This window comes from Virgibacillus sp. FSP13, assembly GCF_054048505.1.
Genome location: NZ_JBSVKG010000022.1, coordinates 41,762 through 66,727 on the forward strand (window position 1 = coordinate 41,762; position 24,966 = coordinate 66,727).

Genomic DNA, 24,966 nt, shown 5'->3' on the forward strand with positions numbered 1-24,966 from the left:
ACAATAGGTCAATAAACATTAGGAAGGAGAAATTAATTCATGGGTTGTTGTGGAAAAGAATTTGATACGGGTAACTGTGTATGCGACATTTTAAAAGAGATAGCGGATGTACAAAACGATATAGTAGAAAATTGCTGTGACACAAGTTGCGAAAGATCCATTAATGATTTACTTGGGGAGCAAGACAACGGAAATGATTTGGATACAGTTCCTGTTCTCTTATATTGCCAAGATGGTTGCAAACCGTTTAAGGGGTATGGTGCTTTTAGAAATAGCAACGGTAACAATAACTCCCCTTGTGACTTTGGCGAGGTAGTCAGCAGCTACTACTTTAGAGTAAAAAAAGTGGATGATGATTGCTGTGCGATTCTTGAGTTACTAGTAGATCCTACTGATACTGATTGCAATCCGACAGATCCGATCAATCAAAACACCTGTCAATTACGCGCTACAGGAATCTGCATGACAGTTGATGTAAATTGCTTCTGCCATGTAACATGCTTACCAGCAATTTCTGCTTTTAATAATGTCATGGAGAGCTCTAACCATCATCACCACCATTAATCAATAAAAAATAAGAAGAGGACCACCACAGGTCCTCTTCTTATCTTTACATACCAAGCATTCGGATTTCGATAATTTCATTTTTAGATACGCTGACTTTTCTTCTGCCAGTGCGCATTAAAATTGTCTCATCTTCCTGATCAACCATAATTCCACGATGAGCTTTTTCTTCTGTTCTCACTTCACATTTTAATTTAGGTATATGTGGTGGCGTATTCACAAAATAATCAATTTTCTCCTCAATACTCATATCCTTGAATTTTGGCCGATTCTTGTTTTCCGCTTCTTCCTTTGGATCTTCTGCACCATCTTGTTCCTCTCTGTTGTCCTCTTCTTCTCGCTGAAACTCAACAACATCACCATTTTCGTCATCGGGCAAAGGGTTGCGAAAGTGCTCGAAATTATCCCCTTTTAAAGATTGTGTCCTCCCTATATGATCACTATTTTGTTGTGGCTTGCCTTTTGACGCGTTTCGTGGAGTAGAATAATTATGCTGCATTGGTGCTTCCGGTTTGGTTATTTTCGGCTGTTGAATATAGAACAATGGATCTCTAGCATATCTCTTTTTCACCATCGAACAATCTCTCCTTTTTATACGAGTAATCAACTTATTATATGAACCCAGGTTTGGAAATGTGTTTGATGGGTAAGGTGCCAGAAGATGTCCTTCGTCTTAGAATGATCCTGCCGCTTTGGGGACGAAAAGCTATAAAAAGAGCGACCCCAATCTGGAATCACTCTCCTATTAAAAAGCCCATAAATGCAGTTGCCATGCCAAAATATATTAAAATGGAAATAAGGTCGTTAATGGTTGTGATAAACGGACCAGATGCAACAGCGGGATCAATTTTCAAACGGTCCATCAAAAGTGGAACCAGTGACCCAGCTAGTGTTGCAACGGTGAGTGTTGCCAAAATAGAAATACCGACGAGAAGCCCAAGGAAAATTTCTCCTTTCCATAAGTAAATCACAATTGTTATCACGATCCCACAACTTGTACCGGTGATTATCCCTGTCGCAGCCTCGCGCATAATGAGTTTTATTTTGCCAGATTTTCCATATTCACCAGTTGCCAACCCCCTTACAGCAACAGCGAGTGCCTGTGTCCCTGTATTACCGGCCATACCAGCAATTAAGGGAATAAAAATCGCCAAAATCGTTACTTTATTAAGTGTCTCCTCAAATCGGCCGATCAGACTTGCTGTTAACATGCCTAAAAATAACAAAATAATTAACCATGGTAAACGTTTTTTCGCAGATACAAAAGCATTTTCATCTGGACGATCAACGTCAGATACCCCTGCAAGTTTCGAATAGTCATCGCTTGCTTCCTCATCCATAACATCCAAAATATCATCTACAGTAATGATTCCGAGTAAATGTTGTTGAAAATCAATAACAGGTACTGCTAGAAAATCATAATCACGCATCATCTGTGCAACATCTTCCTGATCAAGCCCGACTGAAACAGACACAACTTTTTCACTCATCACATCGCCAATCAATGTGTCCTCATCAGCAATAATCAGATCGCGTAAAGAAAGCACCCCTACTAGTCTTTTATCTTCATCGATCACATATAAATAATAAATCGTTTCTGCATCAGGTGCTTCTTTTTTCAAATCGAGCATCGCTTGTCTTGTTGTTTGCGTTTTGTACAGTGCAATAAATTCAGTTGTCATAATACTGCCGGCCGTTTTTTCTTCGTAATGGAGAAGTTGTTTAATTTCTTCTGCAGCATCTTGGTTCATAATGGTTAGAAAGCTTGCGACTTTATCCTTTTCTAATTCATTTAATATATCAACGGCATCATCTGTTGCCATTTCAGCAAAAACCATCGCCGCAAACCGTGGATCCATTTCACTAAAAAAGACTTCTATCTCCTCGAGCTCAATATTTTCCATTATTTCAGCAGTTTCTTCTGGAGATAAATAACGATAAATTTGTAAACGGATTTCTTTTGGTTGACTCATGAAAAATTTTGCCTGATCATATGGATGCATATCAATAAATTCTTCACGAAACATCTCAATTTGTTCGTTCGCCAAGACACTTTCTAGATGTTCCCATTGCCCGGTCGATTCGTTCAGTTCTTCCATATGTATCACTTCCTTCCGCACTATACTATATCATTATTTCCCCGTCATCAACTATTGCAAACAACATACCATTATTTCACTTTTCCAAATACAATAAGATAGCTTAAAAAAATTCGTCATTTCGTGTAAACTGGCATAAAGGAGTCTATTATATCCTTTAAAAAATAAAGCAAGCACTGATGATGCAGAAAGCAAGGAATAAGAATGAACAATCAAAACATGCGATCAAACATTGATTATACATTAATTTTTATTGTCATCCTTTTAGGGTGTGTAAGTTTATTTTCACTTTATACAATCGTACCGACACTGCCACCAAAATACGACGGTTCCCACTTCGTATTGAAACAATTTATTTGGTACATTGGCGGTGGTTTACTTATTGCTGTCACAATGATACTGGATTATGATCGATTCAGACAAATCACTTGGATATTATATGGAATTTGCTTAACATCATTGGTTATGTTGTATTTGCACTTTCCTGCACCAATTATTCATGAATCAAACGGTGCCGTCAGTTGGTTCAAATTTCCAGGTTTAGGAACGATTCAACCTGCAGAATTTATGAAAGTATTCCTTGTGTTGGCACTCGCAAATGTGATGGTTCAGCATAATGATAAATATATAAAGCGCACAATTAAAAGTGATCTGGGATTACTACTCAAAATAATGTTGGTTGCTGTTCCACCAATGCTATTAATTGCTGTGCAGCCCGATTTAGGTGGGTTTTTGGTGTTGGCGGCAATAACCGCATGTATGGTGCTTGTATCTGGGATAAGATGGCGAATTATCTTATCCATCTTATCGATTGGGATAGGTATCATTGCAGCTGGACTTGCAGCTTGGTACTTTTTCCCTGGGCCAATCGCTGACTACCTGGAAGAATCTGTTTTCGGACACGTATCAAGCAGGTTTTATGGTTGGCTTGATCCGGAAAAACATATTGATTCCGGGTACCAACTTATCTATGCAATGCGAGCTATAGGATCTGGACAGCTATTTGGTAAAGGTATCAGTTTCATGGAGGTATATGTGCCAGAAAAGCATACCGATATGATCTTTTCTGGGATCTCCGAGCAATTTGGCTTTATTGGTGCAAGTCTTGTCGTTGCCCTATTCTTTATTTTAATTTACCGCTTGATTCACATTGCATTATTAAGCAATGATAATTATGGAAGCTACCTTGTAACAGGTATGGTTGGGATGTTCGCCTATCAGATTTTCCAAAATATTGGGATGTCAATCCAGTTGCTACCAATCACTGGATTACCATTACCGTTTTTAAGCTATGGCGGTAGTTCGACCTTAACTTATTTATTGGCAATCGGCGTTGTACTGAATGTTCATTCAAGAACGCGAAAATATATGTTTGAATAGAAAAACCCCCTGGATATCAGGGGATGACCAACTAAATATTTTTTAAGAAATCGGCAATATATGTTATATGTCGATTTCTTTTCTATAATCAATTTTAGAGATGGGTGATTTTCATGAAAATCGATGTGATTGGTGATGTACATGGGTGTCTTGAAGAATTACACGAATTGTTTTATGTACTAGGCTATCAAAAGCAGAACAATATTTTTATCCATCCAGACGGGAGATTGCCTGTTTTTGTGGGAGACATTACCGATAGAGGGCCACATTCCATCGATGTAATCAGACTCGTTAGCGAGATGGTCTTACAGCAGCGGAAAGCAAAATATGTCCCGGGAAATCATTGCAACAAACTTTATCGTTATTTTTTAGGGAATAATGTGATGCAAAAACATGGATTAGAGACAACAGTTGCGGAGTATTTAGCTCTGGACAAAAAAGACCAGACCCTCATAAAAAAGCAATTCATGACTCTGTATGAGAAGGCACCGCTTTACTTAGAAATAACGGATGTACAAGCTATTGTTGCCCATGCAGGCATCAAAGAATCATTCATTGGTCGTACTGATAAAAAAGTGAAGTCTTTCGTCCTTTACGGCGACACAACCGGTGAGTTTTATCCAGATGGGCGTCCCATCAGAAGGGATTGGGCAAAACATTATCATGGGGACCGTTGGATTGTTTATGGTCATACACCAGTAAAGGAGCCGAGAAAAGTCCACAAAACGATTAATATTGACACCGGATGTGTATTCGGCAACGCCTTGACTGCTTTTCGTTTGCCTGAGGAAGAAACGGTGACCGTCCCATCAAAGCAACCACTTGTTGAGGAGAAATTCAGCTATTTTGACTAAGTAACTCTCTCATATCATCAGGAATTGCTGAATGGAATTGCATCTTTTCTTTTGTAAATGGATGCTCGAACGTAATCTGATAGCAATGCAATGCCTGCCGTTTCATCAAAGCAGTCGATCCTCCATACAAATCATCACCTGCAAGTGGATGGCCAATATGGGAAAAGTGAACCCGAATTTGATGGGTTCGACCTGTCTCCAGGTTGACATCAAGCAACGAATGCTCTGTCGTTTCCTGAAGAACCTGGTAATTGGTTTTTGCCTGCTTTCCTGTTTCTATAACTGTTCGCTCAATAATCGACCCTGTTTTCCTGCCAATCGGTTGTTCAATCGTACCATCGTTCATTGGCAGTTTCCCCTCCACAATCGCTTGATAATGCCGCTTTATTTTTCCCATTTTTTGTGATCTGGAAAGTAGTGAATGACTGTAGCGATGTTTGGCAATTAGCAATAGACCAGACGTATCACGATCTAATCTAGTCACAACATGGACGGTAAACGGGATACGCTGGTGCTGGTAATACCCCAATAAGCGATTGGCAATCGTTCCAGATGAGTGGTTCATCGATGGGATTGTAGCGATTCCATCTGGCTTCTCTAAAATGATGAGCGCATCATCTTCATAGACAATGGTTAGTGGTAATGCCTCTGGTTTCATACCAGTTCCGATAATCTCAGGGGGGAATTGGATTTGCAAGACATCACCGGCGGATAAGTGAAAACCAACCGTTTTAACAACTCCATTCACCCATATTTCTCCCCCATCGAATTTTACCCCTTTCAAGATCCTTCTCGAAAATCCTTGCACCTGTTGTAAATAATCACGGATTGACATCCCGTCATGTTCCTTCTTGATCGTCCATTGCACTGAAAGTCACCTTCTATTTTTTCTTATCTTCATCCGATACAAACGAATCACGTACCCTGTTCCAAAACGGAAATGGTCGGAATCTCGCAAACCGTACCTTTTCTTTGGCTACCCGACATTGAATCGACTTTACATTTGTATATGTTTCTGTAAAATGATCGATTGTTATTAAAAAACTGCGATCGACAATTGGCTTTAACAAACAAGTATGATGTTTCGGCAAAATTAGTGGTGAGCCAATTGTACGGAAAACACGATTATTAATCGACGCCATTTCGGTTAATTGGAACGCTTCAAGTGATGGATGAATAATCCCTCCGCCCAACGCTTTATTATAAGCCGTACTGCCAGAAGGGGTTGACACACATAACCCGTCTCCCCGAAATGTTTCAAAGTGTTCTCCTTTTATTTCTACATCGAATACGACAGAACCATCTGCTGTTTTTATTGTGGCCTCATTTAATGCTAAGTACCGATCTTCTGTGCCACCCGTTTTGGCCCGGATAATCACTTCAAGCAATGGGTATTCCACAACTTGAAATGGTGTCTTGGCGATTTCAATGATTAATTTCTCCACCTCATCAGGAACCCAGTCCGCATAAAACCCTAAGTGACCCGTATGGACCCCAATAAATGATGTTGTATCTGCCCTATGTACATAACGATGAAATGCTTCAAGTAATGTCCCGTCACCACCAACTGAAATAACAAGATCAGGTTCCTGCTTGTCATACACCAAATCAAAATCGGTTAAGTACTGTTTCATCGTTGCCTTAATTTTGTTTGACCGTTCGTCACCTTTTGATACAATAACAAATTTCACGTGTGTCATCCCCTTTTATCCCTATATATAAATTCTACAAGTCGGAAAACTGCTACTTCAGCATCCCCCTATTTCCGATGAAAAATCGCCTGTGCTTCCTGAACCTCATTTTTAATCTTGGACATTTCCTCATCCAACTTAAACGCGGCCTCTGCTGCCCGTTTTAATCTTGTTTTAATATCAGACGGAATCCTACCTTCATATTTATAATTCAGCGAATGTTCATTTGTTGCCCAAAAATTCATCGCCAGTGTGCGGATTTGAATTTCTGCTAGAACTATTTTTTCCCCGTGAATGGTTTCTGCGGGATATTCAATAATCATATGGAACGAACGATAGCCACTCTCTTTCTTATTTGAAATGTAATCTTTTTCTTCAATAATGGTTAAATCATTTCTTGATCTGAGCATCGTCACGATTGTATAAATATCATCAACAAATTGACACACTACTCGCACTCCAGCAATATCTTGAATCTCACACTCAATATGTTCAAGTGCAACACCTTTTCGTTTTGCCTTTTCCAATATGCTTGGTATCGGTTTCACTCTGCCAGTAATAAATTCAATCGGTGAATGTCTTTTTTCATATTCAAATTGCGCTCGCATCCCTTTTAATTTTACTTTCAATTCTTCAACAACCTGTGAATAAGGTGCAAGTAATGCTTCCCAATTCATTTTACGCACCACCTAACTATCATCTATCGTTCATAGCCCTTTATATTTTAACATAACATATCATAATAGATAACTTTTGCATTATCAGCGATAATTCGTGATAATCAATAATAATCTACTGCAGTTTATGGAGGCACACACATGAATCAAGAAGTTGAAATTGAATATAAAAATTTGTTAACAAGGACAGAATATACAAAAATTTTACAACGTTATCCTTTTCCCAAGGAGGCCGATAGCCAAACAAACTATTATTTTGAAACGGACGATTTATTACTAAGGAAAAACGGCAGTGCATTACGTATCCGTAAAAAGCATGGAAATTATGTCTTAACACTAAAGGAACCACATCCACACGGTCTACTGGAAACACATGACACATTAACAGAAGAGGAAGCTACTGATTGGATAAATGGCAACATCGTTCAAAAACACCATGTGATGGAACGTTTGCAGGCATTGCATATTCCAATTAACAAATTAGTATACTATGGTAAATTAACAACTGAGCGACGGGAAGTTGAACATGATAATGCGCTGCTTGTTCTTGACTATAGTATGTACAATCAGACTTCAGATTACGAATTAGAAGTGGAAGCACCAACGAGGGAAATCGGAATGCACGTTTTTAGCGATGTGTTGGAAAATAACCAAATTGAAAAACGAAATACACCGAATAAAATTAAACGATTTTTTGCAACATTATCGAAGTAAAAGGTAGATTGTTCGAATTTGGGAATTAAACAGCTGTGAACTTGCGCTCCAATTTTCGTCTCCAATCAGATTAATTGCCCATTTGTAGCGAACGTTGCTACAATATAGACAAACATAAAAAGGAAAGCGAGTAAGATTATGAACCAAACTGGAACAATATACGAAGCAATTGGTGGATTTGATACAATCGATCGACTAGTTACAGCTTTTTATAAACGAGTTGGGAAACATCCAAAATTGGTACCGATTTTCCCAGAAGATTTAACTGAAACAGCAAGGAAGCAGCGATTATTTCTCACCCAGTTTTTTGGAGGGCCAAGAATTTATTCCGAAGAACGCGGCAATCCTATGATGAGACGACGGCATTTACCATTTAAAATCACCCCATCAAGGAAGGACGCATGGCTGGAATGCATGCATGCCGCACTAGGGGAAGCAGAAATTGAAGAACCATATCGTACAGCTATATTTGAAAAATTAACCATGACGGCACACCATATGATGAACACACCGGAATAACAGAAAGGAGAATCGATGTGAGTTGGGAACATGCTGGGCTATCAAGCTCAAACAAGACTAACACATCGGCAGGGTACAGATTACTTGATTTTATACAAAAACCGGTTGAAATTTACGTTTTTGTCGACCCACTTTGTCCTGAATGCTGGTCATTAGAACCGTATCTAAAAAAATTAGCGATCGAATATGGAGACTATTTCACCATTAGACCAATTGTCAGCGGTCATTTAAACAATTTAAATAAAGATATATTTGATAAGCCAAAGAAACTCAAAGATATTTGGGAAAAAACAGCAAATCGTACAGGAATGTGCTGTGATGGAGATTTATGGATGGAGAATCCTATTTCCTCCCCTTGGGTTGCCTCGCTTGCCATAAAAGCAGCTGAACTCCAAGGGAAAAAAGCAGGACGATTATTTTTGCGAAAGGTACAAGAAAATCTATTCTTATTAAAACAAAATATTTCTGATGAAGAGGTCCTACTGGATTGCGCTAAACAGGCACATCTTGATCTTGATGAGTTTAAAAATGATTTGTATTCGACCTCAGCAAAGAAGGCTTTTCAAGGGGACCTAAAGCTAACAAAAGAAATGGAGGTTGACTACATCCCCACCATCGTTTTTTTCAATCAAGTCATCGAGCAACAAGGCATCAAAATTTCCGGCCTCTACCCGTATGACATCTATGTACGTGTCTTAAAACAAATGTTACAAAAAGACCCTAGACCTGCTGAAAAACCACCTTTAGAAGACTTTTTAGCTGACTTCGATGTAGTGGGAAACAAAGAAGTGGCTGTCGTATATGACTGGACAATCGAAAAAGCTGATAAAGAAATGAAAAAACTACAACTAAAACGAACCGCTGAAAAAATCCCAGTTAAATATGGAGCGTTTTGGAAATATATTGGAGAATAGCTTATTAGCAAAACCGGTAAGGGAAATTTCATGATGCCGGACAATGATTTCTTAAACGACAGTTCGCCTTTTTTTGGCGGACTGTTTTTTTGAGCTTTTGTAGAGTTTGCATCATCGCGCCGATGTTTCTGTTCTCCCGCCGATGTGTCTGCTCTCAGGCTGATGTTTTCGCTCTCGCGCCGATGTTCTCGTTCACAGTCTAAAGCTCCTGCTCGACTAGCCTAAGTGCACTTTTTAAGTAAAATAAATTCACCAAAAAAATTTAAAAAAAGTATTGCTAAATCCAAATAAAAAAGTTAGACTAAACAATGTTGAAAATCTAAGTGCGAAAATTAGCTTAGGAGGTATTTAAAATGAAAGGTAAAGGCAATACAGCTAAACGGGAATTCACAGACAATTTGTGGTATATACCCCTAATTGTATTTATCGGTGCTATTATTGCGGTGAATTTCTATTAGCAAACATTCCAAAAATTTTAATTCAAAATGAAGGTCAACAGTCCTATTTTAGTAAAAAGAGGAATGTTGACCTTATTTGTTGTCAGATAGATAGTTGACTAGGCATATGTCCGGATAACTGTATGAAAAAAGAACCTTTCTTTAAAGGGAGAGGATCATCTAATTTCGAATAGCATTAATGTACCCTTAATTCGCGTTTCTTTTTCGGTGGTATATGGATAGCGCTTTCCGTCAATCCTTCCACTGCTTCTAGAATTGTTTCATTAAAACTTGGATGTGGATACATTGGGAAACGCAAATCTTCATTACGGCCAACCATTTCTAGTGCCGTCACACCAGTATTAACTAATTCAATAGCACCAGCACCAATCGCATGATACCCTAAAAGTAAATCTGTATCAGCATCCTTTATTACCTTCGTGATACCGTTTTTTTCATTGGCAATCATTGCATAGCTGTTTCCGCTATATGAAAACTGGCTCGTTTTTATCGTATAACCCTGCTCAACGGCTTCTGTTTCTGTCAGTCCAACAGAGGCAATCGGTGGCGTACTATGGACAACAGTGGGCATGAAGGTATAATCAACTTCACTCTGTAGTCCTGCTATTGTTTCCGCCGCTACTTTTCCTTGTTTAATCGCTACTACGGCAGATGGTGCTCCTGCTGTAACATCACCAATCGCAAAAATATGCTTTACTGTTGACCGCATCTGGCTATCTATATCGATATAACCATCGTTTGCAATATGAATACCAATGCGATCTACCCCTAATGTATCAACTATTGGTTGTTGTTTTGTTTCAATATACACATGTGTTCCGGATATATTTTTTGTTTTTCCATCCTTTGACAGACTGATTTCTACATTTTGTTTTGAAGATGTTAGCTTATCTATCGTATATCCTCGGTATACATTTATTTTTTCCTTTTTCAGTATTCGTTTCAGTTCCCTATTTATAGCACCGTCAAATGGAAAATCAGTTCCTTCCTCTAAGACAATCGATACGTTGGCGCCTAAATGATGGAAACTAAATGCAACTTCTAAGGAAATCGCATCCTCGCCACAGACAATTAGTTCCTCTGGCATAACGTTATGATTGTAAATGGTCTCAGCAACTAAAACGCGATCCTTATGTTCCTGAAAACGATCCGGAATGACGGAGTTGCTTCCCGTTGCGATAATTGCATGCTTAAACTCAAACATTTCAAAACGATGACCAATTTCAACTCCGATTCGATTTTCAGCGAGAAAATTTGCCGTCCCTTTTATCACTTCAACCTGATTCTGAGCGCATAACGCCTCTACCCCTTTCCTTAGCTGGGTGACTGTTTTATCCTTATATTTTGTCAACTGATCATAGTCAACACTTGCCTTACTAATGGAAATTCCTAACGATGCGAAATTCGGGATTGAAGCAAGTTGTTTCGCTACGTGAGTGTGAACCTTAGATGGGATGCAGCCTTTATTCAAACAAATTCCACCAAGTTCCTCTTTTTCAATCAGTGTTACTTGAACGCCTAGTTGTGCAGCACGAATTGCAGCATTGTATCCACCAGGTCCACCACCAATAACGATTAGTTCACGTTGTTCTGCAAATTCTCCTACTACCAATTAAACCAACTCCAATAATAACTTTTTCGGATCTTCAATTAACTCCGTAAACCGATTGGTAAACGAAATGGCTAATGCACCATCTGCGACCCGGTGATCAAATGAAAGTGACATGGTCATGATGGAACGCACTGCAATTTCATCACTTCCCATCACAACAGGTGTTTTTTTCGTTTTGTGAAAGGCGATAATTCCTGTTTCCGGATGATTAATAACCGGTGTTGCACCAACCCCCCCAAGTGGCCCAACATTACTGATTGTGAATGTGCCATTTTTCATATCCTTTGGAGTTAATTTTCCATCCTGGGCTTTCTTTGTTAGCGCCTTCATTTCCTTGTTGATTGTTTGTAATGACTTTTTATCAGCTTGCTGAAGTACAGGGACCATTAATCCAGAATCAGTATTTGTTGCAAGTCCAATATTGTAATCGGTTGCTAATCGAATTACTCCATTTCTTTCATCCAACTGTGCATTAAAAATACGATGCTCTTTTAATGTAATGACGATTGCCTTAATAAAAAATGCTACAACAGATATGTTCACACCTTCTTCTTTCAATTCGTTGCGAAATTTAAGCAGATTCGTTAAATCAGCCTCCTCAAAATGGGTCACATGTGGAATCGTTGTTAAAGAATGTGTCATTTTTGCTGCAATTTGTTTTCGTATCCCACTAAATGGGATTGTATCTGCTTCTGGTTGATCTGTGCTAGCGCTAGTTTCACCAATCGGAACTTTCACTTCTGTTTCTTCAAGAGATGGTATATCACTTTTGGTAAATTGGTAGACATCTGCATCTGTCACACGGCCGGCAGGTCCTGTCCCTTTAACTAGTTCAATATCTATGCCAAGATCGCGGGCAATCTTTCTTGTATATGGTGCTGCCAAAATTCGCTTTGTTCGCTTGGGGAATTCCTGTTGTTGTGGTATTGTTACTGTTTCCTGTTGATTTTCTTTCTTAGGGGCTTGAGATTGAGATTCCTCTTGACCATTATCAATTTCAATTAGTACAGTACCGACCGTTATCACATTGCCCGGACCATAGTGAATCGTTTTAATTTTTCCTGCTGCTGGCGAGGGAATTTCTGCAACCATTTTATCTGTTTGTAATTCAACAAGTGGCTGGTCAACCTTAACTTCATCGCCTTCATTGACAAAGTAATGAAGGATTTCCCCCTCATTCATTCCTTCTCCTACATCGCTAAATTTTACTTGAACCATGTTTGCACCTCCTGAAAATTTACAATCGTTTGAATAGCATCTATCACATGGTCGATATCTTCCCCTAAATAAAAACGTGTGGTTGTCTTCTGCAAGCATTACATGTAATCCGTCATTAATGGATCGCATCAAGATTAAGGCATTTGTCTCGATTTTCCAAAGACATTGCCACTTTTTCAATGTCTTGCTTGGTCAACAATTTGGAAAAGAGAATACATTTCATTTCCTCCATTTAAGAAGTTTAACCTATCCTTTGATATTCCATTTCGGCCTGCGGGTACGTACGAAGAAATTATTACGGTTCTGTTCTTCTGTTAACCGCTTTTGACATTTTTGATTTGCCGCTTCAACCGTCGTCATACAATCAAGATTTGCCTGTTCATAGACTTCCAACAGTGAATCATAGATTGCCTTCGTTTTTAATAAAACACGTTCATGATTTGGACCATAGAGTTCATCTGCAACCTGTATCAGACCACCCGCATTCACAATATAATCCGGTGCAAACAGAATTCCTTTATCCAAAAGATCTTTCGCATGACTATCTGCCTGTAATTGATTGTTTGCTGAACCTACGACAGCTTTTACTTTTAACTGCGGAATTGTTTGATCATTAATTACACCGCCCAAAGCACACGGTACAAATACATCTGCATCAACACTATAAATATCATCGCTATCTACAACATTTACAATTGATCCCATTGCCTTGGCTTTTTCATTTATTGCTTCAATTGATGCTAAATTAATATCCGTTACATATAAATTTGCACCTGACCTTAACAAATGCTCGCAAACCTTAAATCCAACTTTTCCTAATCCTTGAACAGCATAGGTTTTCCCTGCTAAACTATCATTTCCATACAAATATTGATTAGTCGCTTTTAACCCGTATATAACACCCTGTGCAGTCGGTACTGATGAATCACCGCTACCACCAAATGCTTCAGGCACTCCATTAATGAAATTCGTTTCCTTTAATGCATGCACAAAATCATCCATCGTGGTTCCCATATCTGTACCCGTGTAAAATCTCCCGTTCAATGAATCCACAAATTGTCCAAATGCCCGAAACATCGCAGGAGACTTATCTTTTTTGGGATCACCTATAATTACCGCTTTTCCTCCACCAAAATCAACATCAGATGCAGCACATTTGGATGTCATTCCTGCTGAAAGTCGAAGCACATCCTCCAATGCATCATCAACAGTTGCATATGGATACATTCGTGTTCCACCTAAAGCAGGACCAAGTGTTGTATCATGAATCGCAATAATGGCTTGTAACCCTGTTTTAGGATCATTACAAAACATCACCTGCTCATGTTCCGCTATTTTTTGAAACGTATCTAACTCCATAGTCTTGGATTTTTCCAATTGTTTCATTTTGAATTTCCTCCTCTAAGTCATTACCATCTAAATAGTCCTCAAGATTGTGGAATTTCATGCTTTCCTAGTTTAAGTGCGTGTTCAAAAAGTTGCCAAATTAGAAGCAAGCTCGACTAAGAACGTCACATCAATAGCCAACGAAGAGATTCGCCGCTTATTATTCATTAATTGCGGTGTCGGGATAAGACATGAGGGTTTGAACAACCTCTTTAAGGAACTATCTCCTGCTTAACCATTCCGTTTCCGATTTCACCATCAAGCTGTGTAACCTTTTCTTTTGTTACTTCCGCTATTAAAATTCAGAATCACCAACCTTTTAGCCTTCTTTCATTGAATTCATCCTTTCGAAAATTGCTAGCTGTACGCAAAGGTATTTATATGCCTATGTAGATCTGTTTTTGTATCCGCTTTCATTTTACCTTTTAGAAAACGCAACAGGCGAACGAATCCCTTTATAATTTATAAATAGTTTAAATATTTTAATATATTTTGTATGTTACAATATTTAATCTACTTAGTCAACAGTTAACAGTTAACTGAATTAAACAATTAAAAATCCCCAATCTATCACGTTAAGGATTAGGGACTAAGGGATTTTTCATGATTCATTGCGTCTGAATATGCATTAGAACACCTTCCAAACCTTTATTAATATGCTTTTTCATTATCTTTTTAGCTTCCTCCTCGTTTCCCTCTAACAGGATCTGATAAATTCGTTCATGTTCCTCAACAAAAGATGGGTAAAAGTCACCATTCACCATGCTCGTGCGCATATAATGAATTTTTGTTCTGATAACATCCAATAATTCCATTAACTGTTTATTTTTTGATGCTGTAATGATGATATCGTGAAATTGCTGGTCCAGTTTCCCTAATTCCATCCCTTTATCATTTGCAAACGCTTTGCTTGTTTCTTTTAGGTTTATTGCCAATTTTTTTCTTTCTTCATCAGCTATATTTTTAATTGCTAAGCTAATCGCTAATGTCTCCAAACTTTCACGGCACTGGAAAATTTCCACAACATCTTGGACAGTTGGCTGGTATACGCGAACAAAGCCATCATTATAATTAAGTAATCCATCTTGTATAAGCATACGAAGCGCTTCACGAACTGGTCCCCTACTAATACCAAGCTTGTCAGCCATCCTAGCCTCTACCACACGCTCAGAAGGTTGGTAATCCCCCTCCAAAATTCCTTTTTTTATGATATTGTAGGCTTGCAAATGGAGAGATTCAGGTTTAATAATACGGCTCATAATAACCTCCAAGTGATTTATATTATGGATGATTTCCTATTATAGAGCAATTTTGATAATTAGCAAAACATTACGCAAAACAAAACCCGAATAAAAACGTTCGATACGTTCTTATTCGGGTTCATTCAAAGTAAAAGTTCTTCTTCCCCACGCTTTAAAATGCAAGTGAAACATATTTCGTTTCTAAAAATTCCTCAATTCCTTGATGGCCGCCTTCTCTACCTAAACCACTCTCTTTAAATCCGCCAAATGGGGCTTGTGGTGTTGACGGGCCTCCATCATTTAGTCCGATAATACCATATTCCAATGCTTCACTGATTCGGATTGCTTTGCCGATATTTTCTGTAAACACATAGGATGCCAAACCGAATGGCGTATTATTGGCTCGTTGAATTGCTTCCTGCTCATTGTTAAAGATAGCGATTGGAAGTAATGGTCCAAATGTTTCTTCATTCATACAAAGCATGTCATCTGTAGCGTTCACAACAATGGTTGGCTGATAATAATTACCATGTTTTGAATCATACTTATTTCCACCTTGTTTTATTTGTGCACCTTTTTCAACAGCATCCCTGACATGTGCTGCAACTTTTTCTAGGGCTGATTTATCAATCAATGGTCCAATGTCTGTACCTTCTTCCAACCCATCTCCTACCTTAAGTTCAGAAACAGCTTGGGATAACTTCTCTGTAAAAGCTTGCTCAATGGATGCATGTACATATACGCGATTTGTACAAATACACGTTTGACCTGCATTCCGGAATTTGGAAGCAATTACACCAGCTACTGCTTTATCTAAATCTGCATCATCCATCACAATGAATGGTGCATGTCCACCAAGTTCGAGTGATATTTTTTTCACCGTGTCTGCTGCATCCCGCATGAGCAACTTACCGACTTCTGTAGATCCCGTGAATGTTACTTTTCTTACGCGACTATCATCTGACCACGTTTTGCCGATTTGACTGGAGCTACCTGTGATAATATTAATTACTCCTTTTGGAAAACCTGCCTTTTCCGCTAACTCTACTAATTTAAAGGCAGTTAATGGTGTCTGAGTAGCCGGCTTGATAACGACCGTACAACCAGCTGCAAGTGCGGGTGCAACTTTTCTAGTAATCATTGCAGCAGGAAAGTTCCAAGGTGTAATTGCCGCTATGACGCCTACAGGTTGCTTATGGACGAAAATTCGCTTGTTTTGTTGTGAAGCAGGGATCGTTTCTCCATATACTCTTTTCCCTTCTTCGGCATACCAAGAAATGAAACCATTGGCGTAATTCACCTCACCAATCGCCTCTTTTAATGGTTTTCCTTGTTCTAACGTCATTATTTTACCAATTGTTTCTTTTTCTTCATCGATCAGCTGATGCCACTTTGCTAATAGATTAGAGCGTTCATCTGCTGTTTTATGCGACCATTCGGGAAATACAGCACTTGCAGCGTCAACCGCTTGTTCCGCTTCAGCCTTCCCACCCTTTGGTATTGTTGCGATTACGTCATCTGTCGCCGGGTTGAAAACATCGATTTGTTCTAACTCTTCTCCAACCCATTTGCCATTTATATACATTTTATAGTCTTTTTGCACTGTACACACCCCTAAAGTAATCTTTTGTTATTCTCTTATTCTATTACACGAAATCTAGTTGTTAAAACGTGAATGAATATTGTTTTTCTTGTAAGTGGGATTACTAAATTCATATAATTCCATTGATAATGCCAAATAACGTTCCTCAAACATTTCTGCAAAGTGGCGTTCCATTTCATTAAAAAGATCATCACAAAGTGCGGCTTTATCTGCTTCTGAACGACCTTTTCCAAGTTTTAGTGTCGCATGAACAAATGCGTCATCACCTAAGGCATCTGCTATCAGATAATCAGCTAATTCGATTGCCCTGATCCTAAGCCCTCCAACAGGGATAATCTGGTGATGGGAAAGAAACACACGATGTACTTTTTCTAGCAGACCCGAAACATCTGCCGCTGATTTAATATTATCGGTGTATTCGATATAAAAATGTGGCACAGTATTTCCCCTCTCTTTCATTTTACGCTTCCTAATCAATCGTTAAAAGCATCATCACCTATAATCGTATTGACAAGACTCCCAACACCCTCAATTTCCGTAATCACCTCATCGCCAACTTTGGTATCAATAGGTCCTTTTGGTGTACCCGTTAAAATAATATCCCCTACATTTAAAGTCATGAAGCTGCTCAAGTACTCAATCAGCTCTGGAACACCCAAAATCATATCGGCAGTTGTTCCTTCCTGCGTTTTTTCCCCATTAACATATGTGCGTAATGTTAGATTCATTGGGTCTTCAATATCTTTGGCATCTACTAACCATGGTCCAATCGGTGTGCACGTATCGCGGTTTTTTGCTCGTAGATTAGGACGATAGTAATTTTCTAAATAATCACGAATAACGTAATCATTTGCAACTGTGTACCCTGCGACATAATCATAAGCATCTTCTTTCTTCACATATTTACACGACCTCCCTATTACAACCGCCAGTTCACATTCATAATGCATAAACGTTACATCACGTGGGCGGTAGGTTTGACCACGATGACCAACCAATGTATTTGGACCTTTTAAGAAAACTAACGGTTCTTTTGGTGCGCTAAAAGATAATTCCTTTGCGTGATCCTCATAATTTAGCCCTAACGTGAAAATAGTATTTGGAATTACTGGTGAGAGCCATTCCACTTCATTTTCGTTGACCATTCTACCATCCTGTAATTTGACATTCCCATCTTTTTCGCTCGCATGTTGAAGTGATCCTTTGTATACAACACGTGCATGCTTCATCTGCCAGTCCCTCCCAACACATCTTCTTCTTTTTGGATCGTATTTTTTAACGTACCAATACCTGCAATCTCAATTTGGACATGATCGTTCGCTTTTACTAACGGGGCATGTTCTGGAACGCCGACCATTAATGTATCCCCTGCGTAAAGTGTCATAAAAGAAGTAACATCAGCAAGTAGTTTCTTGACTGACCGGATCAAATTTTTCGTGTTATTCTCTTGTTTCAGTTCACCGTTAATCGAAACGCTTATCAATAATTCATCCGGATTATCGATCGCATCACGCTCGATAATCCAGGGACCAACCGGGCAAAATCCATCACGGGCTTTTTCTTTGATGGCAGGTCGATAAACGCTGTCATGTGGGATGCTTACATCATTAACAATCGTATAGCCAGACACATAGTCAAAAGCTTCTTCTTCTTTTACTTTCGTTGCTTGTTCACCAATGACAATGCCCAAAGCCGCCCCCATTTCTAATTCTGAAACGTGCCGGGGCATGGGGATCGCCATTCCCGAACCAATCTGTGTGTTTGTTGGTTTAATATATAAAATAGGTGCTTTTGGGGGTTTTTTGTAAGGGTCTTTATTCATTGAACTCTTCAATACTTCATAGACACCTCGATAGTTTAATAGTGTTCCATAAATGGTTCCTGAAATCGGAACGTCAACAGGAAGTTCGTCTACCTTATATTTAGATCCTTTTATTTTCACTGTCTGATCATTGAAATTTACTATTCCTTCACTTAATTGTTGCACACCGCACATTTTCAATTTCACCTTGCTCATGCCACCACTCCTCCTTTAAACTCTACATTTATATCTGACCAGAAAAACAGACCAGTTGGTTACTGGCCTAAGAAATTTTAAAGTAATAAAACGTTCGTATCCTATTACGCATATTCTTCTGTTTGATAGCACCCATACTTTCCGGAATAAAATGTTAGTGGGTGGCCATCTTTTAGATCTAGTTCAACCACTTTACCGATAAATAAAGTGTGATCCCCAACAACAAAGGATCGATCTAGATCGCAAACAATCGAAGCCAATGATCCATTCACGACTGGCACATCATGGATTAAATCAAAATCGATATTTCCTTCCTCTTTCTTTTGACCTGCAAAATGCATCGAAATATTCTGCTGTTGATCGGATAAGATATTTACAGCGAATTTACCTGCCTGCTTAATCTTTTCAAGCATATGTGCATTGTTATCTATGGAAATAGAAATAAGTTTCGGATCCATGGAAACAGACATGAAGGCATTCGCAGTCATCCCCCGAATTTCGTTCCCAGCCTTCGTTGTAATGACGGTTACCCCCGTTGCGAATTTACCCATCGCATTCCGGAAAACTCGATCATCCATCATTCATCATGCTCCTTTCTTCTCATTTTTGTTAGGATGATACGTACTTGCCATTGATGCCTTAATTAAAACGTAATCGAAATGTCTTTTGCACTACAATCAAACAAACACCTTATTGTCAATATATGAATTTCGGAAAAAACACGCCATTGATCTTTTTTTGCCATTCGATAGTTTTACTTCATATTTCCCTGGCTCTGGCAGCAAACCTTTATCAAGGATTTTTACAGTTAACACGTCAGCTCTTTTTTGCTGAACTGCTGATCCTTTCAAGTCAGCTGCTATCAATCACACAATAAAGTCAGGTTTTCTCTGTTCTAAATTCGCTTCACTAATGGAAACAGGATCCCCTGTATTTAAATCAACAAATTGCATTGCTTCATTAAACCAGCTTTCAGGTGGTTCATGTCCCCAGAATGTTGCGCGTTGCGGATCGTCCAAATCCCATCGTATAGGCTCAAAATCAGAATCCCCTGTAAAGTAATCACCAGTATATAATTCAACACGGTTTCCATCAGGATCGCGTAAATAAAGAAAAAAGGCATTTGACAACCCGTGACGTCCTGGCCCCCGCTCAATACTACTTGCATAACCAAGTGAAGCAAGGACATCACACGTGTGAATAACACTCATCGGATCACTAAGCCAGAATCCTACATGATGCAGACGTGGCCCTTTGCCATTCATAAAGGCAATATCATGGACGGCCGGTTTACGGTGTAGCCATGCAGCCCAAATATCATCATTTTTTGTTGTAGTATATTCCGAACAAGCATAACCAAGCTCGCTAACATAAAAGTCATATGCCTTTTGCACATCTGGCACCATACAATTAAAGTGATCAATTCGCTGCATCCTAGACCCTCTATATTGATCATAACGTTGTAGCATTCGTTCAACTGTATCCATGCTGCAAAAGAATTCAATTGGAATGCCTGAAATATCTTGAACCCTTAAAGAGCGCCCAATTGCATGTTGACTTCCTTTTTCAAACCACTTCGTCTGTATTCCTTTTCCCTCAAAGTAAGTCGCGAGTTTATCTAAATCTTCTTCTTGCTCTACCTTATAGCTAATAACCTCGACACCTGGCTGGTCTGCCTTTTTTAGCACATAGCTATGGTGGCCTCGTTCTTCTAATCCTCTTAAATATATATATTGATCATCAGATTCAGTTTCAATAAATCCTAATCCATTAACATAAAAGTCTCTAGCAGCATTTAGATCTGTCACCCTAACAATTGCCCGAGCTGTACGGATAACATTAAATTTTCCAGTCACTAGTCTCCCCCCTTACGCCTTTACAAGTCCTGGCTTCGAAACATTTAAACTATCAAGGAATTCCTTGACACGTTCTTTATATGGATCCTTGTCGTATTTATCAAAATAAGCCATCCCCATTTTGATTGGGTCTCCAAAGAAGTAATACTCATAATGGGTTTGCCGATTTCCAAAGGCACTCATAGTTAAATCCCAAGCTAAGCGGAATATCTGTACACGTTCATACCCTTCCACGTTTTTGCCCTGCATTGCCCGGTGAAGAATTGGTCCAATCTCGTCATTTGAGAAATCAGCATATGTCGGAATGCCCATTAACCCTGATGCTCCAAGAATGCGCACAATTTCTGCCATGCGCGGATATACACGCGGGTACCAGTTTCGTGCAGCATCTAATGCAGCAAAATCTGGTGTCATCATGCCCCATTTATCAATTTTTGCATTGTGTTCAGCTCGATAAAGGTGAGATTTCATCGTTTCTAATGTCAACATGATCTCAGTTCCCTTATCTTTGACATGTTGGAAGCCATCAATGCCAATTGAATCCATTAGTGTCAGAACTACACCAAGGAGGAATTCTGTTTTCGCTACCCCTTTGGAAATTACTTGATGGGACATATGGGATACAGCATTCGTTTCGCCAAATGCCCGATTACAAATAGACGAATTTTCACAAACAAATACACGATCCCAAGGGACAAGGACATTGTCAAACGCTACTATCGTGTCCCCTTCTTCAAATGTTGCACTTAAAGGATGATCAAATTTGTTTTTTCCATAATCAAATGATTCGCGCGATAAATATTTCAACCCTGGTGTGTTATTCGGTAGAGCAAACGCAAGTGAATATGGATCATCAAGTTCGCCTGACTTTTTAACAGTAGATGGGAATACAAGAATCTCGTCTGTAATACCGCCCTGTGTTGCAAGTAGTCTGATTCCATCGACAATGATTCCTTCATCCGTTTTCTTCACAAGATGGAGTGCAACGTTTGCGTCCTTTTGTTCCGCTTGGATTTTTGCACGGTTTACCTGTGGATGGATAAGTGTATGGGTTAAGCTAATATCATTCTCGCGGGCATATTCCGCATATTTTCTAGCGTTTTCTGCAAACAGCGGATCCCCTTCTGCAAAAAATTCACTAGCTTCTCCCATCGCCATTACATCAGCATTAAGATAGTCTGGCGAACGTCCCATTAATCCGTTTGTAAAATGCTGCCATTCCATTATTGCTTCACGACGTTCGATTAAATCGTCGATCGTTTTTGGAACCATAAATGTTTTACCTACTTTATTACCGGTAGTTGGGTTGGTATAGAGCATTTTTTCTGGCTTTTCATACTGAAGGTCATACAGTTTTGCCATTGACTGAATCACATTTTTAAACGCTGCATGTTCTGTCACATCATCTACTCGTTCCCCATGAATATACACATTATTGTTTGCTTTTTTTAGACGTTCTATATAATCTTTTCCTGTTTTTGCTGGCATTGTTTTTCCCCCTTGTTATGAATATGAATTAATCTTTCTTCTTTCCGAATTGTGGGATGTGGTGATCTTTCAGTGCAACATGAATGACTTGATGTTCTGTGTAAAAATCAAATGCATAGTGACCACCTTCCCTACCAATACCACTTGATTTGGAACCACCAAACGGAATACGTAAATCACGAACGTTTTGTGAGTTAATCCACAGCATTCCCGAATCAACTGCCTGTGCTACCCGGTGTCCACGTTGAATATCCTTCGTCCATACATATCCGGCCAGACCGTATTCCACATCATTCGCTAATGCAATAACTTCTTCTTCTTCCTTAAATTTCATTACCGCAAGAACCGGACCAAATACTTCCTCCTGGGCAACCGTTTTGTCATTCGTAACATTTAAGATCATGGTTGGGGCTACAAAATTACCTTGTTTTAATGACGCCGGCACATTTCCGCTAACAAGTTCCGCCCCTTCTTCCTTTGCTATTTCCAAATAACGTTTTACATTGTTAAAATGTGTTGAATGAATAAGTGGTCCAACCTGTGTTTCCTCATCCAATGGATCACCAACGACAATGTTATCCACTCGTTCTTTCAATCTTTCAACAAATTCATCGTAAATACTTTCATGTAAAAACAACCGTGAATTTGCCGTGCAGCGTTCCCCATTAAAAGAGAAAATTCCCCATGTACAAGCATCAAGTGCTCGCTCAAAATCTGCATCATCAAAAACAATAATCGGTGATTTGCCACCTAATTCCATCGAATACCGTTTTAAAGTATCTGCACCATTCTTGGTAATTTCTGAACCTGTTTTCGTCTCGCCTGTAAATGAAATCAATTTAACATCAGGATTGGCAACGAGGGATGCTCCTGCAGTTTCACCAAATCCGTGTACAACGTTGAAAACCCCTTCAGGAAGGCCAACTGAATCAATCAACTCAGCAAGTTTATTCGCTGTTAACGGTGACCATTCCGCTGGTTTCAAAACAACCGTATTGCCTGTTGCTAATGCAGGGGCAATTTTCCATGTTTCCAGCATGAACGGTGCATTCCATGGGGTAATCAATCCAGCAACTCCAATTGGTTTGTGGATTGTGTAATTAATGAACTCGTCATCCACCTGGTAAGCTTCTCCAGCCATTCTGCTTGATACCATCTCCGCATAAAAGCGAAAGTTTTTCGCGGCACGAGCAACCATTTTTTTCGTCTGGCTGATCGGCAGGCCTGTATCATACGACTCGAGTGGAGCAATTTCTTCCACATGTTCATCAATAACATCCGCTATTTTGTTGATGAATGCTAGTCGATCAGAAACCTTCATTTTCCCCCATGATCCCTTGAATGCTTTATCTGCTGCAGCAACTGCCTTATCAATATCTGCTTGATCACCTTCAGCAATATGATTGATTACTTCATTCGTAAATGGATTCAAATTTTCAAATGTTTTACTTGATTCCGCATCCACAAATTTTCCATTTACATACAATTGAATATCTTTTACATCTAAATCGGTTACCATTTGTTGTTTGTCAAGTTGCTTTTGCATCATACGAGTCGCTCACTCCTTTTCATGTTTTGTTACGTTTTCCTAGTGTTAATGTTGAACCGTTTCTTTTAAATCAGCGTAATCTTGTAAAACATTCTTAATTTCCGCCTGAAGTTCTTTCGAAGGTACATCCATTGGCATTCTTAACGTTGGATTGATTTTTCCAAGCATACCTAATGCAGCTTTTGCTGGCGCTGGATTTGTGTCCTTAAATAACACATCGTTAAGTGGCATTAGTTCAAAATGTAAATCCTGGGCGCGTTTAATGTCTCCTTCGTTCCACGCATTGTGCATCTCTGCAACTTTAGCTGGCGCAACATTTGCAGTTGCACTAATGGAACCCGCTCCACCGATAGCAAGCATCGGATAACATAGTAATTCAATACCAGAATATAGAAGAAAGTCTCTGCCACAATGAAGTAATACACGGTTAACATGTTCAAAATCTTTATTTGATTCCTTAACTCCAATAATGTTTGGACAGTCTTTGCTTAATTTTGCTAACGTTTCTACCTCAAGGTTGACCGCTGTTCTTCCCGGGATGTTGTATACAATAATTGGGAGATCGACTGAATCTGCAACTGTTTTGTAGTGTTTATATAATGCACCCTGATTTGGTTTGTTGTAATATGGGACAATCACTAATGCAGCATCCGCACCGATTTCAACTGCTTTCTTTGTTAAGTACATTGTTTCATCGTGGTTTGTTGAGCCCGTTCCTGGTAAAAAAGGAACCCTACCATCAATTGCTTTCATCGCTGTTTCCATTACCTTTACACGTTCTTCTACGGTTAAAGAACTAGGCTCACCACTCGTTCCTGTTACCGAAATAGCATGGCTGCCACTTTTAATTTGCCAGTCAATTAAATTTTCAAGTGATTCAAAGTCGATGGAACCGTTTTCATTAAATGGTGTAATAACCGGACAAATAGAGATGCCACGCAATTGTTGTTTCGTTTCTTCAAGGTTAGGCATATTTATTTTCGCTCCTTTTTAAATTGTTTGAATTTTATCTTATATCTAAATACTAACATGGCAGTGAGTATATTAAAAATATCTAATTAATTATATTCGTATATAAAAAATATATACTTTCACCAATTATTTAGAAACTGCTTCCTGATCCAAT

General features: G+C 39.0%; 24 protein-coding genes. 6 read left to right on the plus strand and 18 right to left on the minus strand.

Annotated features, from left to right (window positions below):
• Positions 1–39: 39 nt before the first annotated feature.
• Entirely contained in the window at positions 40–564 is a 525-nt protein-coding gene (locus tag ACW2QC_RS15905) for a CotY/CotZ family spore coat protein (protein ID WP_457544926.1), read from the plus strand.
• Positions 565–610: 46 nt separating this feature from the next.
• On the opposite strand, the gene ACW2QC_RS15910 is transcribed toward ACW2QC_RS15905, so the two are convergent.
• Both ACW2QC_RS15910 and mgtE read right to left on the minus strand, forming a co-directional pair.
• Complete coding sequence (locus tag ACW2QC_RS15910) at positions 611–1,138, minus strand: CotO family spore coat protein (protein ID WP_457544927.1); 528 nt, start codon at positions 1,136–1,138, stop codon at positions 611–613.
• A 160-nt stretch (positions 1,139–1,298) separates the two neighbouring features.
• Positions 1,299–2,663, minus strand: a complete 1,365-nt coding sequence (gene mgtE / locus ACW2QC_RS15915) for a magnesium transporter (RefSeq protein ID WP_457544928.1) — start codon at positions 2,661–2,663, stop codon at positions 1,299–1,301.
• 204 nt (positions 2,664–2,867) lie between these two features.
• Here mgtE and ACW2QC_RS15920 point away from each other — a divergent pair, with 204 nt between their 5' ends.
• Both ACW2QC_RS15920 and prpE read left to right on the plus strand, forming a co-directional pair.
• Positions 2,868–4,043 (plus strand): FtsW/RodA/SpoVE family cell cycle protein, encoded by a 1,176-nt coding sequence (locus tag ACW2QC_RS15920; RefSeq protein ID WP_457544929.1) that lies wholly within the window; start codon positions 2,868–2,870, stop codon positions 4,041–4,043.
• Between the two features lie 113 nt (positions 4,044–4,156).
• Entirely contained in the window at positions 4,157–4,897 is a 741-nt protein-coding gene (prpE, locus tag ACW2QC_RS15925) for a bis(5'-nucleosyl)-tetraphosphatase PrpE (RefSeq protein ID WP_457544930.1), read from the plus strand.
• Here the strand turns inward: prpE and ACW2QC_RS15930 are convergent.
• The 3 genes from ACW2QC_RS15930 to ACW2QC_RS15940 all read right to left on the minus strand — a co-directional run bounded on the left by ACW2QC_RS15930 (position 4,881) and on the right by ACW2QC_RS15940 (position 7,265).
• Entirely contained in the window at positions 4,881–5,765 is an 885-nt protein-coding gene (locus ACW2QC_RS15930) for an RluA family pseudouridine synthase (protein ID WP_457544931.1), read from the minus strand. The two genes, prpE and ACW2QC_RS15930, sit on opposite strands and share 17 nt — an antisense overlap.
• Before the next feature lie 13 nt (positions 5,766–5,778).
• A complete protein-coding gene (locus ACW2QC_RS15935; protein WP_457544932.1) occupies positions 5,779–6,588 on the minus strand; it encodes an NAD kinase in 810 nt (269 codons plus the stop codon).
• A 68-nt stretch (positions 6,589–6,656) separates the two neighbouring features.
• Positions 6,657–7,265: a GTP pyrophosphokinase gene (locus ACW2QC_RS15940; protein WP_457544933.1), complete on the minus strand. Its 609-nt coding sequence runs from the start codon at positions 7,263–7,265 to the stop codon at positions 6,657–6,659.
• Between the two features lie 141 nt (positions 7,266–7,406).
• Between ACW2QC_RS15940 and ACW2QC_RS15945 the strand changes: the two genes are divergently transcribed.
• The 3 genes from ACW2QC_RS15945 (at position 7,407) to ACW2QC_RS15955 (ending at position 9,412) form a co-directional block, all read left to right on the plus strand.
• Complete coding sequence (locus tag ACW2QC_RS15945) at positions 7,407–7,979, plus strand: CYTH domain-containing protein (protein ID WP_457544934.1); 573 nt, start codon at positions 7,407–7,409, stop codon at positions 7,977–7,979.
• 138 nt (positions 7,980–8,117) lie between these two features.
• The gene (locus ACW2QC_RS15950; RefSeq protein WP_457544935.1) at positions 8,118–8,498 is read left to right on the plus strand and encodes a globin domain-containing protein; all 381 of its coding nucleotides are present in this window, start codon (positions 8,118–8,120) and stop codon (positions 8,496–8,498) included.
• A gap of 17 nt (positions 8,499–8,515) precedes the next feature.
• A complete protein-coding gene (locus ACW2QC_RS15955) occupies positions 8,516–9,412 on the plus strand; it encodes a ClpXP adapter SpxH family protein (protein ID WP_457544936.1) in 897 nt (298 codons plus the stop codon).
• 633 nt (positions 9,413–10,045) lie between these two features.
• Here the strand turns inward: ACW2QC_RS15955 and ACW2QC_RS15960 are convergent.
• The 13 genes from ACW2QC_RS15960 to hpaI all read right to left on the minus strand — a co-directional run bounded on the left by ACW2QC_RS15960 (position 10,046) and on the right by hpaI (position 24,812).
• Complete coding sequence (locus ACW2QC_RS15960; RefSeq protein WP_457544937.1) at positions 10,046–11,482, minus strand: dihydrolipoyl dehydrogenase family protein; 1,437 nt, start codon at positions 11,480–11,482, stop codon at positions 10,046–10,048.
• Positions 11,483–12,700: a dihydrolipoamide acetyltransferase family protein gene (locus tag ACW2QC_RS15965; protein WP_457544938.1), complete on the minus strand. Its 1,218-nt coding sequence runs from the start codon at positions 12,698–12,700 to the stop codon at positions 11,483–11,485. It lies immediately after the preceding gene.
• A 246-nt stretch (positions 12,701–12,946) separates the two neighbouring features.
• Entirely contained in the window at positions 12,947–14,086 is a 1,140-nt protein-coding gene (locus tag ACW2QC_RS15970; protein WP_457544939.1) for a Leu/Phe/Val dehydrogenase, read from the minus strand.
• A 608-nt stretch (positions 14,087–14,694) separates the two neighbouring features.
• Positions 14,695–15,345: a GntR family transcriptional regulator gene (locus ACW2QC_RS15975; RefSeq protein ID WP_457544940.1), complete on the minus strand. Its 651-nt coding sequence runs from the start codon at positions 15,343–15,345 to the stop codon at positions 14,695–14,697.
• A 154-nt stretch (positions 15,346–15,499) separates the two neighbouring features.
• Complete coding sequence (locus tag ACW2QC_RS15980; protein WP_457544948.1) at positions 15,500–16,912, minus strand: NAD-dependent succinate-semialdehyde dehydrogenase; 1,413 nt, start codon at positions 16,910–16,912, stop codon at positions 15,500–15,502.
• 72 nt (positions 16,913–16,984) lie between these two features.
• Positions 16,985–17,368, minus strand: a complete 384-nt coding sequence (locus ACW2QC_RS15985) for a 5-carboxymethyl-2-hydroxymuconate Delta-isomerase (RefSeq protein WP_457544949.1) — start codon at positions 17,366–17,368, stop codon at positions 16,985–16,987.
• 35 nt (positions 17,369–17,403) lie between these two features.
• Positions 17,404–18,159 (minus strand): fumarylacetoacetate hydrolase family protein, encoded by a 756-nt coding sequence (locus ACW2QC_RS15990; protein ID WP_457544941.1) that lies wholly within the window; start codon positions 18,157–18,159, stop codon positions 17,404–17,406.
• Positions 18,156–18,947 carry a fumarylacetoacetate hydrolase family protein gene (locus tag ACW2QC_RS15995; protein ID WP_457544942.1) on the minus strand — a complete coding sequence of 264 codons (792 nt, stop codon included), beginning with the start codon at positions 18,945–18,947 and terminating at the stop codon, positions 18,156–18,158. Before ACW2QC_RS15995 ends, ACW2QC_RS15990 begins: the two co-directional genes overlap by 4 nt.
• Positions 18,948–19,051: 104 nt before the next feature.
• Entirely contained in the window at positions 19,052–19,525 is a 474-nt protein-coding gene (locus ACW2QC_RS16000) for a flavin reductase family protein (protein ID WP_457544950.1), read from the minus strand.
• 288 nt (positions 19,526–19,813) lie between these two features.
• Positions 19,814–20,803 (minus strand): 3,4-dihydroxyphenylacetate 2,3-dioxygenase, encoded by a 990-nt coding sequence (gene hpaD, locus ACW2QC_RS16005; protein ID WP_457544943.1) that lies wholly within the window; start codon positions 20,801–20,803, stop codon positions 19,814–19,816.
• Between the two features lie 12 nt (positions 20,804–20,815).
• Positions 20,816–22,291 (minus strand): 4-hydroxyphenylacetate 3-monooxygenase, oxygenase component, encoded by a 1,476-nt coding sequence (gene hpaB / locus ACW2QC_RS16010; RefSeq protein ID WP_457544944.1) that lies wholly within the window; start codon positions 22,289–22,291, stop codon positions 20,816–20,818.
• Between the two features lie 28 nt (positions 22,292–22,319).
• The gene (gene hpaE, locus ACW2QC_RS16015; protein WP_457544951.1) at positions 22,320–23,810 is read right to left on the minus strand and encodes a 5-carboxymethyl-2-hydroxymuconate semialdehyde dehydrogenase; all 1,491 of its coding nucleotides are present in this window, start codon (positions 23,808–23,810) and stop codon (positions 22,320–22,322) included.
• Between the two features lie 75 nt (positions 23,811–23,885).
• Positions 23,886–24,812 (minus strand): 2,4-dihydroxyhept-2-ene-1,7-dioic acid aldolase, encoded by a 927-nt coding sequence (gene hpaI, locus ACW2QC_RS16020; protein WP_457544945.1) that lies wholly within the window; start codon positions 24,810–24,812, stop codon positions 23,886–23,888.
• Between the last annotated feature and the right edge of the window lie 154 nt (positions 24,813–24,966).